Raw genomic sequence first — 13,584 nt, forward strand, 5'->3', positions numbered from 1 at the left:
CTGTCCATGACCTTCGGCTGGTAAAGTGTGTACGGATATGACCCTGGCAGCCAAGCGCTGCGAACGGAAAAAGAGCAATCATTCGAACGGGATCGTGCTGTTCTGCGTCCCGCCAAGGCTATTGAGACGCGGGCCGCGCCAATAGCCTTCGTCTCTACTGCAACAGCTTGTTCCAGAGGAGCTCGCGCGGCTGCGCTTTCTTCTTGCTGTTGCGGTAAAGCAGCATCACCTGCTCGGCCTCCGAGCGTGTCTCCAGCGAGCGGCCCTGCATGGTCTCGCCATTGTCCAGCTTCATGTTCTCTTCTCCGGGGAGAAGCACCGTGACCTTCTGGCCCACGCCGCGCAGCTTCTCGTGGCCCAGCGTGACCCAGTCGCCGCCGCAATATGTGGCGAAGGACTGGCTGGCTATGATTGGCTTGGAATATTTCTTTGTCAGACCCTGCAGCCGCTCGACCTCGTTGACCGCGACCCCGAAAGCGGAAAAGGTCAGGCGGTCGTTGAGGCCGACATTGCCGAACATGACGTTGCCGACATGCAGTCCGATGCCGTATTTGACGTCGGCAAGTCGCTGCCGGCCGCGGTCGGCATTGAGTTCGGCCATGCGCGCCGTTGCCTGGCGAACTGCCGCCATCGCTGCCAAGGCGGCGCCTTGTGATGGCTCGCGGTGACGGCCGCAGGGATAGACGGCGAGAAAGCCGTCGCCGAGGAAACTCAGGATTTCGCCGCCGTTGCGGCTGAACGGCGTGGCGATTGCATCGAAGAACTGGTTGAGCGTATCGATGTAGACCTGCCGGCCTTCCTTCTCTGCAAGCACCGTCGATTGACGCATGTCCGCCATGACGAGTGCCGCGCGGATGGTCTCGCCATCGCCGCGGCGGGTCTGGCCCGACAGCACCCGCTTGCCGGCATTTTCACCGAGATATGTGGTGAGCATATTGTCGGCGAGTTTACCGAGAACGGCCATCTTGGCTGCCACGGCCAGGCTGTTCTGGATGCGCAACAGCGCCTCTATGATGTTGTCGCTAAAGCCGCCGTGCGCATCGGTGGACCAGGAGCCGATCATGCCCTGGCCGGAGGTTTCGCCAAAAGATTGCACGAAGGCGATGTAATCCGTGACGCCCATTTCCTTCAAATCGTCGAAGATCGGGAATTCGGACGGACCTGTCGGATCGATCTGCCGGCGCATGTGGTCGAGATTGTTGCTGAGCAGGTAATAATAGGGGCTGAGGAGAAAACGATCGGGTTTGTCGCCGTTGGGGTCGGCGCGGTAGCCCTCGACGGTGACACCCCGGCCACGCAGCCAGGTGAACCCCAGCGCATCGTAGAGGGGGTGCAGCATCGAGAAGCTCAGGTGGACGCGATTGAGCGGCAAGCCGGCCGCTGCCAGCCTTTCACAGAAGCCCGTCACCACCGTTTCGAGATTTTCACCGTTGAGGGCGGTCTGCTGCAACCAGTTCGATACGCGGTCCAGCAGGTGAATGGAAACATTCGTCTCATGGATGTTCATAGCGTGTCTCGCCGCTTTCTATACGAAAATCCGGCGGTTCGCTGACCCGGTATATCCAGACCGCTTCTCGGTGGCCCGGTGCTAGCGCCTCGATCAATATAGGAGGCGATATCGGCAAAACCAGATTGCGTGCCAACAATTTGGCGGATCGTTGCGCGTCCGGCGATGGCCCGATCGGAGCCAATGCTTGACACCCGGTGATTTTATCCTCAACTGACCGGCATCAGCTAAGCTGCTTTTACGTGCCACGATCAGCCGGGAACATGCATTTGACCGTCCTTTCCTCCCCAAGCGAAACCCTTCTTTCGAAGATCGCGGACCGCACCGCCCAAGCTGCCGTGATCGGTCTCGGCTATGTCGGCCTGCCGCTGGCAATTACCGTCGCACGCAGCGGATTTGCCGTCACGGGCTTCGATATCGACCCGCAGAAGATCGTCGCCATCGATGCCGGACGCTCTTATATCGAGGCGGTGCCGGACGCGGTTCTCTCCACAGAGACGGCGGAAGGCCGCTTCCGGGCGACGACGGATTTCGGCCGGCTTGCCGACTGCGACATCATCATCATCTGCGTGCCGACGCCGTTGACGAAATATCGTGATCCAGACCTTTCGTTCATTACCCGGACCTGCGACCGCATTGCCGAGACGCTGAAGCCCGGACAGTTGATCGTGCTGGAATCGACCACCTATCCCGGCACGACGGACGAGGTCGTGCGGCCGATCCTTGAAAAGACCGGATTGAAGTCGGCGCAGGATTTCTTCCTCGGTTTCTCGCCGGAGCGCGAAGACCCCGGCAACCGCGATTTCCATACGTCGAGCATCCCAAAGATTGTCGCCGGCGACGGCGCCGAGGCAGCGAAATTGATGGAGGCTTTCTATGGCGCTGCCGTCCAGACCGTGGTGCCGGTGTCTTCCACGGCGACGGCCGAGGCCGTGAAACTGACGGAGAACATTTTTCGCGCCGTCAACATCGCCCTCGTCAATGAGTTGAAGGTCGTCTACGAGGCGATGGGCATCGACATCTGGGAAGTGGTCGATGCTGCCAAGACCAAGCCGTTCGGTTACATGCCGTTCTACCCAGGCCCTGGACTTGGTGGCCACTGCATCCCGATCGACCCCTTCTACCTGACCTGGAAGTCGCGCGAATACGAACTGCCGACCCGTTTCATCGAGCTTGCCGGCGAGATCAATTCGGCCATGCCGCGTCATGTCGTAGGTCGGCTCGCCGAAGCGCTCGACATCCATCTCGGCAAGGCGCTCAGCCGTTCGCGCGTTCTGCTGATCGGCCTTGCCTACAAGAAGAACGTGCCGGATATCCGCGAAAGCCCCTCGCTGAAATTGATAGAACTGATCGAGGAACGCGGCGGGAGTGCTGCCTATCACGATCCGCATGTGGCCGAAATTCCGCGGACGCGCGAGTACATGGCGCTGAAGGGGCGGCAATCGGTGCCGCTCACCGAGCAATCGGTGAAGGCCTTCGATGCAGTGTTGATCGCCACTGATCACGATGCGGTGGACTATGCCGCGCTTGCCCGCTGGGCGCCGCTGATCGTCGATACCCGCAATGCCTTCGCAAGAAGAGGCATTGAAGGCCAGACGATCCTCAAGGCGTAGCCGCGACGGAAGGTGCTGCGGAACCCTGTTTCTTCAGGCGGCTGGCCGCGACCGCATAACCGCCCGCTGCGCCGTCGATGAAGTGCATGTGGTCGTGGCTGAGCGGCGTCGGCACGATGCAGGTCATCAGCGCCGAATCCTGCCGGTGCAGGCCGTAGCGGCAGACGCCGGCCTTGGCCGCTTCCTCCAGCCGCGCCTCGATGCGGCGCAGCCTGTCCGGATCAACGTCGATCGTCATCTTCAGGCCGTCGTCGAACTTGCGGAAATCGGTGTTGCGAGCGACATCGCGCCGGTACTGCTGTGGGTCAAACCCTCCAAGAGTGAGCCCGAAACGGTAGAGGCCGACGGTCAGCAGATATTGCGCAAGGATGAAAAGCCGGTGCCGAAAGCGTCTGCCTTTGGGCGCGGTCTTCGTTTCGGCTGACAACCCGGCCGCCGACAAACCGATCTGCGGACCTTCCGGAGCGACTGGGTGACCGTCCCGCTCTTCGCCGGCGGCGAGCGCGACGACATCGGAAATCAGAGCTTGAAACGCTTCGTTGTTGCCGGAGCCGGTTGGCACCGCGATGATCGAGACGATGTCGCCATGGCGGGATTGAATGGGGTTCCAGCGGCAGGAGAGGCCCGTCAGGTCGGGCCGCGCGCCTTCTGGCGCTGGCGGGACGGCAAACAGGCCTTCCTTCATACGGGCTTCCGCCCAGCTCGAGCCACCGCCGGCAAACATCGCATAGGAGATGTTCGGGTTGACCTGAAAGCGCGCGACGCGCACTTCGAGGCCGGCGGCGATGACATCGCCGACGGGAACGAGGGCAGCGCGAAGTGTCAGCTGCAGTTCTTCCGTAACCCATTTTTGCACGGCCGAGAGGGCGGCGCGCGCTTTTTCCACCCCCGAGGGGGGAACCGCGACCAGCGCGCCGTCGCCCCCGAACACGAAGGGGAGATCGTGTTTCTCGAGCGCATTCAAGATCGCCGAGATGACGCTGGCGCCGGCCATGTTGACGGCCTTGTAGCGCCCCGCCTCGATCGCTCCGGTCGAATCGACGATGTCGGCGGTCGCCAGCGCCCAGTCGGCGGGCAGCGCCCGGTAATTGCTGGCGTCGGCAACGCCTTCGAACTCGACGAAGACCGGAAGCGCACTGAAGAATGTTTCGCTGGAAAGCTGGCTCATGCCGTCAGGCTACCATATTCGCGCAGGGCAGGCGACGGCGGTTTGACGATCGCGGATGTCAAAAATGTGCGGATGCGAGTGGGCTTGTGGCATACCGCCGCGTGATTGAAATAGCAGCTTATTTCATGCAGCTGCGGTCGACCGGGCGCGCGACCTCGTGTTAAGCGGGACAACCGGCATGATTTGGCCGCATGATTTGGCCCGCGTGATTTGGAATGGATGGACAGTTTAGATGAGCCGCCTCGATAGTTTTATTTCACGTATGCAGTCGCAGCGCGCTGTTCTCAATCATATCAAGGACAACGCGATGGTTGCGCCCGATGGCGTGATTTTGGAAATCGGGCTCGGAAACGGACGGACCTATGATCACATCCGTGAACTGTTTCCAAACAACCGCATCATCGCTTTCGATCGTGCCGTCGGCTCTCATCCCGATTCGACGCCGCCGGAGGCTGATCTCATCCTCGGCGATATCCAGGAGACGATCGAGCAGTTTGCCGGAAAGGATATCGCCTTTGCGCATGCCGATATCGGCACGGCCTATCCGGAAAAGGATGCCCAGACGCTGACCTGGCTGCCGCAATCGGTCGCCGCGGCGCTTGCCTCCGGCGGCATCGCCGCAAGCGGCCTGCCGCTCGACCATTCCGCGCTTGAGCCGCTGCCGCTTCCAGCCGGCGCCGAGCCGGGACGGACCTATTTCTACCGGAAGCGCTGATCGGGCTAAGGCGACGCCTTTCGCTCTCAAGGCAGGAGCAGGACGTCGAACTGCTCCTGTTCGATCGGCATTGCCGTGACCTTCATCTCGACTTGCCCTTCCTCGAAGAAGACGATGCAGTTTTCGTAGAATTGCGCGAGATGATCGACGAAAGCCTTTGATCCGTCAGGTCCGTAGAAGATCGGCGAAAACTCCATATAGAACGGCACGCGGCGCTCAAGCAGCGGCTGCATCGAGCGGGCCGCGATCGGCTCGTATCCCTCGATATCCATCCAGATCAGCCCGATTTCCTCCGGCGCGATGGCCGCCTCTGTGAGGATGGTGGTGACGGGCTTTACCGGAACCGTGATGGCGATGTCCCGGTCGCTCTGGCGCAGGGCGCTGCTCTTGCCGTGATTGTCGCGGTGCAGGAAGAAATCGAGCGCACCTTCGCCTTCGCCTGCGGCGCTGTTGATCGCGGTGATGCGATCGCTCAGCCCGTTCTGGTCGATGTTGGTCCGCAACAGTTTGAAATTGCGCGGATCGGGCTCGACGGTCAGAATATGGCGGAACGCCTGGCTCAGGGCAAAATAGATGGTTTGTGTGCCGATGTTGCCGCCGAGTTCCAGCAGAACTGCATCCTGCCTCAACAGATTGCGCTGGCGCAGGATCGCCAGCAGGCGATCGACGTTCTCGCGCTCGAAATGGCCCTTGCGATAGATTTTCCGGCCGATGTAGTCGTGCGGTGAGAAAGTCATCAGATGGTCGCCGCAATCGGCCGTCATCGACAGTATGTTCGGGCTGACAGAACAGACGAGCATCTCGCGACCGGTGCGGGTGCTTAAGACGCGTCTTGCGACGCGGTTGCGCCATTTGCGCAGTCGACGCCTCCAGGATTTCATAGCAGCCATGCCTTCGCCGTCTCCCGCATTTGCTTGTCCTTCTTCAACACGAGATGAGGCAAGAAATGAAGGCGTTTCTGCGAAAAAGACGGCAACAATCGCGGGGTCTGAGAGAACTCAGAACCCTTGCGTGACGAGAAAGGCCTTCATTCTCTCCATGGCCAGATCCGGCTTGTCGAGCACATTGGCGTTGTCGGCAAGGCGGAAGATGTCGGCATAGTGCAGCACGCCGCGGGCCGATTGCATGCCGGCCGGCATGGTGAAGTGCTTCTGGTGGCCGTTCAGCCAGGCGAGGAAGACGACGCCGGCCTTGTAATACTGCGTCGGCGCCTCGAAGATCTTGCGCGAGAGCGGCACGGTCGGCTCGATGGCGCTGCGGAACGTGGCGACGTCGCCTGCCGCCAGCGAAGCCAGCGCCTTCGATGCCGAGGGTGCGACGGCATCGAAAATGCCGAGCAGGGCATGGCTGTATTTGCGGCCGTCGCCTTCGATCAGTTCCGCATAGTTGAAATCATCGCCGGTGAAGCAGAGCACGCCGTCCGGCAGCCGGTTGCGCAGCGCGATCTCACAGGCATTGTCGAGCAGCGAGATCTTGATGCCTTCGACCTTTGCCTTGTTCTCCTCGATGATCGACAGGAACGTGTCCAAAGCGTCCTCGAAATTTTCCGAACCCCAATAGCCCTTCAATTGCGGATCGAACATATCGCCGAGCCAGTGCAGCACGACCTTGTCCTTCGTCTGGCGAAGAATGTGGCCGTAGACCTTGCGATAGTCATCCGGCGATCTGGCAATATGGGCCAGCGCCCGGCTTGCCATCATGATCGACCGGCCACCTTCCCGTTCGACGAAGCCGATCTGCGTTTCATAGGCGCGGATGACATCGTCCAAAGAGCGCGTGTCGGACGGCGACAGATGGTCGGTGCCGGCGCCGCAGGCGAGATCGGCGCCCGAAACGGTGCGTGATTCGGTGAGCGAGCGGCGGATCAGTTCCTGCGCGCCGGCCCAGTCAAGGCCCATGCCGCGTTGTGACGTATCCATCGCCTCGGCGATCTTGAAGCCCAGCGCCCAGAGATGATGCCGGAACGCCATCGTCGCGTCCCAGTCGATAGCGGGGCGGTTCCAGGGCTGCAGATCGGCCAGCGGATCGGACACGACGTGGGCGGCCGCATAGGCGATGCGATTGAAGGTCGGGACTGCTGCGGGCCGCGCGATCGGGGTTCCGACAAGGCGGTAAGACTCAAGCGAGCCATCGGCGCGCGGCAGCGACAGGGTGGCGGACATGCAGGCTCCTCCTCGGATGTTACAAGCCGAATAATTTAGATCGTTCCAAATTTCAAGAGGTAATTTATTGCGAATATTGCGCTGCGGCGCTCTCTTTGAGGGGCGGAGGCCTCTTCATTGTGTGTCTTTATGGGCCTGCTTTTTCCTATAGTTCAACATATTATTGATTAAAATCAAATTGATAAACGACGTACGGCTTGCCTGAGGGCTCCGTTGAGGGCGGATCGCCAGCCTGGTGGGTGCATTTTTCAAGAAAACCGCTTGACAAGTTTGGAACGTTCCAATTATTTAATGCCAGATGTTGAGGCGAAAAGATCTCGCTGGGAGGAAGATGTGGGTAAGGAACGGGTCACGGTCATCGATATTGCACGCGCCGCCGGCGTGTCGAAGTCGACCGTGTCGCTCGTGCTGCAAGCGAGCCCCCTCGTCAACGAAGCGACCCGCGCCAAGGTCAATGCGGCCATCCGCGAGCTTGGCTATGTCTATAATCGCGGCGCGGCCAATCTGCGCCAGTCCAATGCCAAATCGAAGATCATCGGCATCGTCGTCAACGACCTGACCAACAGCTTCTTTGCCGAGCTTGCCGTTGGGGTCGACATGGTCGTGCAGTCGGCCGGCTATGTCCAGTTCCTTGCCAATACCGCCGAAAGCCTCGATCGCCAGCGCGAGGTCATATCCTCGATGCGCGAACACGGTATTTCCGGCCTGATCCTGTCGCCGGCGCGCGGCACGGAAGCTGCCGACCTGAAGTCTCTAGTGGCGAGCGGTATTCCGGTGGTCAATGTCGTGCGCCAGGTCGCGGGCGCCAAGGTTTCGTCACTGGTTTCGGACAATCATGCCGGCACGCGCGAAGCCGTGCGGCATCTTGCTGGGCTCGGTCATCACCGCATCGCCTTCCTTGGGGGCTTTCCCGATACGGCGGTCTTTCATGAGCGACTGCAAGGCTATCGCGATGCGCTCTCGGACATGGATCTCGCTGTTCATGATGAGTTGGTCATCAGTTCAGCACCATCGCGGGCAGGCGGTGTTGCGGCTATCGAGCGGGCACTGCTGCTGCGCGAGCGACCGACGGCGGCGGTCTGCTTCAACGATGCGGTCGCCTTCGGGGTCTGCGACGGGCTGCGCGCCCATCGTCTCGACCCGGGCGAGGATTTTGCCGTCATCGGCTTCGACGACGTGATCGAGGCGCAGACGGCGGTGCCGGCGCTGACGACGATTTCCGTCGATCCGCAGGGCATGGGCCGACGGGCCGCGCAGTTGCTTCTGAAGCAGATCAATGCCGGACGGGTCGATGCCGAAGCGATCGTCAGTTCGGTGCGGCTCGTCGTGCGCCAGAGCTGTGGTGCTGCGACCGACAAGAGGGAAAGGCTGTCTCTGCTATGACGCATTGGGGTTTGATCGGGGCAAGCACGATTGCCCATGAGTGGGTGATCGACGCGATGCGCGCCGTCGGTGGCGAGATCGTTTCGGTGATGAGCAGCAGCGCCGAGCGCGGTGCGGGCTATGCGCGCGATCATGGTATCGCCAAGTCGGTGGCCAGCGTCGATGACCTTGTCAACGATCCCGATGTGCAGGCGGTCTATATTTCCACCACCAACGAACTGCACCGCGACCAGGTCATCGCCGCGGCGAAGGCCGGCAAGCATATTCTGTGCGAAAAGCCGCTGGCGATGTCGATCGAAGATGCGCATGCGATGGTGCAGGCGGCTCGTGACGCCGGCGTCGTCATGGCGACCAATCATCACCTGCGGGGTGCTGCGACCCATCGCGCCATGCGCGACGCGATCGCCGCCGGGACGATCGGCAAACCTCTGGCGGCCCGTGTCTTTCATGCGGTCTACCTGCCGCCACATCTGCAGGGCTGGCGTCTCGACAGGCCTGAGGCCGGCGGCGGCGTCATTCTCGACATCACCGTGCATGATACTGACACGCTGCGCTTCGTGCTTGGCGACGATCCGGTCGAGGCGATCGCCGTTGGGCAATATGGCGGCATGGCGAAGGCCGGGCTGGACGACGCGGCAATGGGCGTGCTGCGGTTCAAATCCGGGCTCATCGCGCAATTCCACGACGGCTTCACCACGAAATACGCGACTACGGGCTTCGAGGTCCATGGATCCGAAGGCTCGTTGATCGGCCGCGACTGCATGACCCAGCAGCCGGTCGGCACGGTCACGCTGCGCAACGTCGATGGCGAGACCGAACTGTCGATCAGTCACCGCAATCTCTACCAAAACACGCTCGCGGCCTTCGAGGATGCCATCGCCGGTAGGGGCAAGCCACTTTGCAGTGGCGAGGATGGCATCTGGTCGTTGAGCACCGGGCTTGCCGTCGTGCAGGCCGCGGCAAGCGGCGGCACCGTACGCATCGAAACCGGACTTTGAGACGAGACGGATGAGCAAGCATATCACCCCAGCTGAGGCCGCCTCCCTGATCCCCGATGGAGCGACCGTTTCCGTGTCGTCGTCGAGCGGACTGGGTTGTCCGGACCTGATGCTGAAAGCGATCGGCGAACGTTTCGATGCAACCGGTCACCCGCGTGATCTGACGACGCTGCACCCGATCGCCGCCGGCGACATGAGTGGCATCAAGGGCGTCGACTACATCGCCAGGAAGGGTCTTCTCAAGAAGATCATCGGCGGCTCCTATCCCTCCGGCCCTTCGACGGCCGAGCCGCCGCTGATCTGGCAGATGATCGGCAATGACGAGGTCGCGGCCTACAACATTCCCTCCGGCGTGCTGTTCGACATGCACCGGGAAGCGGCGGCCAAGCGTCCGGGCGTCTTGACCAAGATCGGCCTCGATACCTTCGTCGATCCCTCGCGCCAGGGCTGTGCGATGAATGCTTCGGCCGCGGCCGAGCCGGTGGTCAAGAAGATCGAATTCGAAGGCGAGGACTGGCTTTATTTCAAGGCGATCGTACCGCAGGTGGCGATCATCCGCGCCACGACGGCGGACGAGCGCGGCAACCTGACCTATGAGCATGAGGGCGCCTATCTGGGCGGTCTCGACCAGGCGCTCGCTGCCCGCAACAATGGCGGCATCGTCATCGCGCAGGTCAAGCGCATCACCAAATCAGGTTCACTGAAGCCGCATGACGTTCGCGTGCCCGGCATGCTGGTCGATTACGTGATTGTCGATCCGGACCAGAAACAGACGACGCTGACGGACTACGACCCGGCCATATCAGGCGAAATCTTCCGGCCGCTCGAAACGTTCCGTGTGCCGGAATTCAATATCCAGAAGGTCATTGCCCGCCGCGTGGCGCAGGAGCTTGAGGGCGGAAGCTGCGTCAATCTCGGCTTCGGCATCTCGGCCAACGTGCCCCGTATCCTGCTCGAAGAGGGCCTGCACGGTTCGGTCACCTGGGTGATCGAGCAGGGTGCCGTCGGCGGCGTGCCGCTCTTGGATTTCGCCTTCGGCTGCGCCTCGAACGCCGATGCCTTCATGCCGTCGCCCTACCAGTTCACATACTTCCAGGGCGCCGGCTTCGATGCCTCGCTGCTGTCCTTTCTGGAGATCGACAAGTCCGGCTCGGTGAACGTCTCGAAACTCTCCTTCCGGCCGCATGTGACGGCGGGCGCGGGCGGTTTCGTCGATATCACGGCGCGGGCGAAGAAGATCGTCTTCTCGGGCATGTTCAATGCCGGGGCGAAACTTTCGATGGCCGACAGCAAGCTGGTGATCGAGAAGGAAGGCAAGCTGAAGAAACTCGTCAACGAGGTCGAGCATGTGACCTTCTCCGGCCGCCGCGCCGTCGAGCAGCGTCAAGACATCACCTATGTTACCGAGCGCTGCGTGATGAAGCTGACGCCGGAGGGCATCATGCTGACGGAAATCGCACCCGGCGTTGATCTGCAGACCCATATTCTCGACCAGTCGGAGTTTCCACTGATAGTGTCCAACCGGCTTAAGGTGATGGACGAGGTGCTGTTCCATGAGGCGCCGATCGGCCTGACGCTGCCGCAAAAGCCGGTGCGGAAACTGGAAGGAGCGTCGCATGTCTGATGCTCGGATAAAGATCGAGATCGAGGATGCGATCGCCGTCCTCACCGTGGCGCGGCCGGAAAAGCTGAATGCCTTCGACATCGACATGCTGAAGGCGCTCTCCGCCGCCTGCGATACGGTCGAGGCTGACGCCAACGTGCGTGTTGTCATCCTGACCGGCGAGGGCAAGGCCTTTTCCGCCGGTGGCGACATCAAGGCCTGGGGGGCGATGAGGCCCAACGAATTCGGCCATCAATGGGTGCGCTTCGGCCACCGGGTGTTCGAACGGCTGGCGACGCTGCGCATGCCGGTGATCGCGGCGATGAACGGCCACGCGCTCGGCGGCGGGCTGGAACTGGCGGCCGCTGCCGACATCCGCATTGCGGAGGCGCAGATCAAGATTGGGCAGCCGGAAACGGGTCTCGGCATGGTGCCGGGCTGGTCGGGCACGCAGCGTCTCGTCAAACGTTTTGGCGCGCAGGTGGTGCGCCGCATGGTGTTCGGCGGCGAGATATTTGCGGCAGAAGAGGCGAGGGGGCTCGGGCTGGTCGATGCGGTGGCAGAGACCGGCACGGTGCTGGCGGTGGCGAAGGACTACGCCGGCCGCATCGCCAAGCGCGGCCCGGCGGCGCTGGAGATCTGCAAGCTGATGATCGCGTCGGCCAATGGCGAGGACAACGGCACGGCCGTCGAGGCGCTGGGATCGATCCTCGCCGCCAAGACCGGCGACATGAAGGAGGGCGTTGCGGCTTTTGCCGGAAAACGCCCCGCGGAATTCAAGGGAGAATGGTAATGACGGTTCTGGTGAAGCCCAAGGCGCTGACGGACACGAAAGTGCGCGACTTCCGGATGCTGATCGACGGCAAGTGGGGAGCTGCTGCCGAAGGCAGGACGCTGGAGCGCGTGGCCCCTGGTCATGGCGTCACAATCAGCCGCTATCCGGCCGCGACCAAGGCGGACGCGGAGCGGGCGATTGCCGCTGCGCGAAAGGCTTTCGACGATGGTCCATGGCCGCGCATGACGGCATCTGAGCGTTCGTTGATCCTGCTCAAAGCCGCCGACATGATTGCGGCGCGCGCGGATGAACTCGCCTATCTCGACTGCATCGAATCCGGCAAGCCGATCAGCCAGGCCAAGGGCGAACTCGGTGGTGCCGCCGATATCTGGCGCTATGCAGCCGCTCTTGCCCGCGACCTGCATGGGGAGAGCTATAACACGCTCGGCGACGGCACGCTCGGTGTCGTCCTGCGCGAAGCGATCGGCGTCGTCTCGATCATCACGCCGTGGAATTTCCCCTTCCTGATCGTCAGCCAAAAACTGCCTTTCGCGCTTGCCGCCGGTTGCACGACGGTGGTCAAACCGTCCGAACTCACATCGGGGTCTACTCTGGTTCTCGGCGAAATCCTCGAGGCCGCCGGCATTCCGGCAGGCGTCGTCAATATCATCACCGGCACCGGCCCGGATGTCGGCGCGATCATGACCAGCCACCCGGATGTCGACATGGTCTCCTTCACCGGCTCGACCGGCGTCGGCAAGCTGACGATGATCAATGCGGCGCAGACCCTGAAGAAAGTCTCGCTCGAACTCGGCGGCAAGAACCCGCAGATCGTCTTTCCCGATGCCAATCTCGACGATTTCATCGATGCCGCCGTGTTCGGGGCCTATTTCAATGCCGGCGAATGCTGCAATGCCGGCTCGCGGCTGATCGTCCATCGCGATATAGCAGCCGAAGTGACGCGCCGTGTTGCCGAGCTTTCGGCCAAGGTCAAGGTCGGTGATCCACTCGATCCATCGACGCAGGTCGGCGCCATCATCACGCCGCAGCACCTGGAAAAGATCGTCGGTTACGTCTCATCGGCCGCCGGCAATGGGGCAACCGTGTCACACGGTGGCGCGGCGCTCGATCTCGGCTCGGGCCAGTTCATGTCACCAACCATTCTGTCTGCCGTGACGCCCGATATGGCTGTGGCGCGCGAGGAGGTCTTCGGGCCGGTGCTTTCGGTGCTGAGTTTCGAAACGACCGAGGAAGCGATCAAGATTGCAAACTCTATCGACTATGGCCTCTCGGCTGGCGTCTGGAGCCGCGACTTCGATACGTGCCTCACCATCGGCCGCAAGGTGCGGGCCGGTACGGTCTGGATGAACACCTTCATGGAGGGCGCCTCCGAACTGCCCTTCGGCGGCTACCGCCAATCCGGCCTCGGGCGCGAACTCGGCCGCCATGCGGTCGAAGACTATACCGAAACCAAGACGCTCAACATGCACATCGGCGGCCGTACGGCCATGTGGATGCCGCGCTAAGAGATACCGGAAAAGAGAAAGGAGGTCATGATGACAAAGCAGTTGATAAGGAAGTTAGGCGTGACCTCGAGCTTGGTCAGTGGTCGAGCAAATGTGCTCGAAATCGAGGAAGCTTACCCCCCTCTGTCACTGCG

General features: G+C 61.8%; 11 protein-coding genes. 7 read left to right on the plus strand and 4 right to left on the minus strand.

Annotated features, from left to right (window positions below; all coding sequences use genetic code 11):
• Positions 1–154: 154 nt before the first annotated feature.
• Positions 155–1,507: an adenylate/guanylate cyclase domain-containing protein gene (locus tag ACSQ3F_RS11350; RefSeq protein ID WP_436100299.1), complete on the minus strand. Its 1,353-nt coding sequence runs from the start codon at positions 1,505–1,507 to the stop codon at positions 155–157.
• 263 nt (positions 1,508–1,770) lie between these two features.
• On the opposite strand from ACSQ3F_RS11350, the gene ACSQ3F_RS11355 reads away from it, so the two are divergent.
• Entirely contained in the window at positions 1,771–3,120 is a 1,350-nt protein-coding gene (locus ACSQ3F_RS11355) for a nucleotide sugar dehydrogenase (RefSeq protein ID WP_436100300.1), read from the plus strand.
• On the opposite strand, the gene ACSQ3F_RS11360 is transcribed toward ACSQ3F_RS11355, so the two are convergent.
• Positions 3,110–4,288 carry a DUF3095 domain-containing protein gene (locus ACSQ3F_RS11360; protein ID WP_436100301.1) on the minus strand — a complete coding sequence of 393 codons (1,179 nt, stop codon included), beginning with the start codon at positions 4,286–4,288 and terminating at the stop codon, positions 3,110–3,112. The genes ACSQ3F_RS11355 and ACSQ3F_RS11360 overlap by 11 nt on opposite strands.
• A 232-nt stretch (positions 4,289–4,520) precedes the next feature.
• On the opposite strand from ACSQ3F_RS11360, the gene ACSQ3F_RS11365 reads away from it, so the two are divergent.
• Entirely contained in the window at positions 4,521–5,003 is a 483-nt protein-coding gene (locus tag ACSQ3F_RS11365; protein WP_436100302.1) for a class I SAM-dependent methyltransferase, read from the plus strand.
• A 26-nt stretch (positions 5,004–5,029) separates the two neighbouring features.
• Here the strand turns inward: ACSQ3F_RS11365 and ACSQ3F_RS11370 are convergent, their stop codons facing one another.
• The gene (locus ACSQ3F_RS11370; protein ID WP_436100303.1) at positions 5,030–5,893 is read right to left on the minus strand and encodes an FkbM family methyltransferase; all 864 of its coding nucleotides are present in this window, start codon (positions 5,891–5,893) and stop codon (positions 5,030–5,032) included.
• Between the two features lie 108 nt (positions 5,894–6,001).
• Positions 6,002–7,165 carry a dihydrodipicolinate synthase family protein gene (locus tag ACSQ3F_RS11375; RefSeq protein WP_436100304.1) on the minus strand — a complete coding sequence of 388 codons (1,164 nt, stop codon included), beginning with the start codon at positions 7,163–7,165 and terminating at the stop codon, positions 6,002–6,004.
• A 333-nt stretch (positions 7,166–7,498) separates the two neighbouring features.
• Between ACSQ3F_RS11375 and ACSQ3F_RS11380 the strand changes: the two genes are divergently transcribed.
• Genes ACSQ3F_RS11380 through ACSQ3F_RS11400 form a run of 5 tightly spaced genes read left to right on the plus strand, consistent with a single transcriptional unit; the run spans position 7,499 to position 13,450 of the window.
• The gene (locus tag ACSQ3F_RS11380) at positions 7,499–8,548 is read left to right on the plus strand and encodes a LacI family DNA-binding transcriptional regulator (RefSeq protein WP_436100305.1); all 1,050 of its coding nucleotides are present in this window, start codon (positions 7,499–7,501) and stop codon (positions 8,546–8,548) included.
• Entirely contained in the window at positions 8,545–9,546 is a 1,002-nt protein-coding gene (locus ACSQ3F_RS11385) for a Gfo/Idh/MocA family protein (RefSeq protein ID WP_436100306.1), read from the plus strand. The genes ACSQ3F_RS11380 and ACSQ3F_RS11385 overlap by 4 nt, the downstream gene beginning before the upstream one ends.
• A 10-nt stretch (positions 9,547–9,556) precedes the next feature.
• A complete protein-coding gene (locus ACSQ3F_RS11390) occupies positions 9,557–11,170 on the plus strand; it encodes an acyl CoA:acetate/3-ketoacid CoA transferase (RefSeq protein ID WP_436100307.1) in 1,614 nt (537 codons plus the stop codon).
• Positions 11,163–11,942, plus strand: a complete 780-nt coding sequence (locus ACSQ3F_RS11395; protein WP_436100308.1) for an enoyl-CoA hydratase/isomerase family protein — start codon at positions 11,163–11,165, stop codon at positions 11,940–11,942. Before ACSQ3F_RS11390 ends, ACSQ3F_RS11395 begins: the two co-directional genes overlap by 8 nt.
• Positions 11,942–13,450, plus strand: coding sequence for an aldehyde dehydrogenase family protein (locus ACSQ3F_RS11400; protein ID WP_436100309.1), 1,509 nt, complete (start codon positions 11,942–11,944; stop codon positions 13,448–13,450). Before ACSQ3F_RS11395 ends, ACSQ3F_RS11400 begins: the two co-directional genes overlap by 1 nt.
• Positions 13,451–13,584 lie beyond the last annotated feature (134 nt).

Source organism: Pararhizobium sp. LjRoot238, from assembly GCF_964252955.1.
GTDB lineage: Bacteria > Pseudomonadota > Alphaproteobacteria > Rhizobiales > Rhizobiaceae > Pararhizobium.

What these genes read in the sequence shown, in the direction of transcription:
- ACSQ3F_RS11400 (WP_436100309.1), top strand. Translation starts at nt 11,942, where the DNA reads ATGACGGTTCTGGTGAAGCCCAAGGCGCTGACGGACACGAAAGTGCGC.
- ACSQ3F_RS11375 (WP_436100304.1), bottom strand. Translation starts at nt 7,165, where the DNA reads ATGTCCGCCACCCTGTCGCTGCCGCGCGCCGATGGCTCGCTTGAGTCT.
- ACSQ3F_RS11395 (WP_436100308.1), top strand. Translation starts at nt 11,163, where the DNA reads ATGTCTGATGCTCGGATAAAGATCGAGATCGAGGATGCGATCGCCGTC.
- ACSQ3F_RS11370 (WP_436100303.1), bottom strand. Translation starts at nt 5,893, where the DNA reads ATGGCTGCTATGAAATCCTGGAGGCGTCGACTGCGCAAATGGCGCAAC.
- ACSQ3F_RS11350 (WP_436100299.1), bottom strand. Translation starts at nt 1,507, where the DNA reads ATGAACATCCATGAGACGAATGTTTCCATTCACCTGCTGGACCGCGTA.
- ACSQ3F_RS11360 (WP_436100301.1), bottom strand. Translation starts at nt 4,288, where the DNA reads ATGAGCCAGCTTTCCAGCGAAACATTCTTCAGTGCGCTTCCGGTCTTC.
- ACSQ3F_RS11385 (WP_436100306.1), top strand. Translation starts at nt 8,545, where the DNA reads ATGACGCATTGGGGTTTGATCGGGGCAAGCACGATTGCCCATGAGTGG.
- ACSQ3F_RS11390 (WP_436100307.1), top strand. Translation starts at nt 9,557, where the DNA reads ATGAGCAAGCATATCACCCCAGCTGAGGCCGCCTCCCTGATCCCCGAT.
- ACSQ3F_RS11355 (WP_436100300.1), top strand. Translation starts at nt 1,771, where the DNA reads ATGCATTTGACCGTCCTTTCCTCCCCAAGCGAAACCCTTCTTTCGAAG.
- ACSQ3F_RS11365 (WP_436100302.1), top strand. Translation starts at nt 4,521, where the DNA reads ATGAGCCGCCTCGATAGTTTTATTTCACGTATGCAGTCGCAGCGCGCT.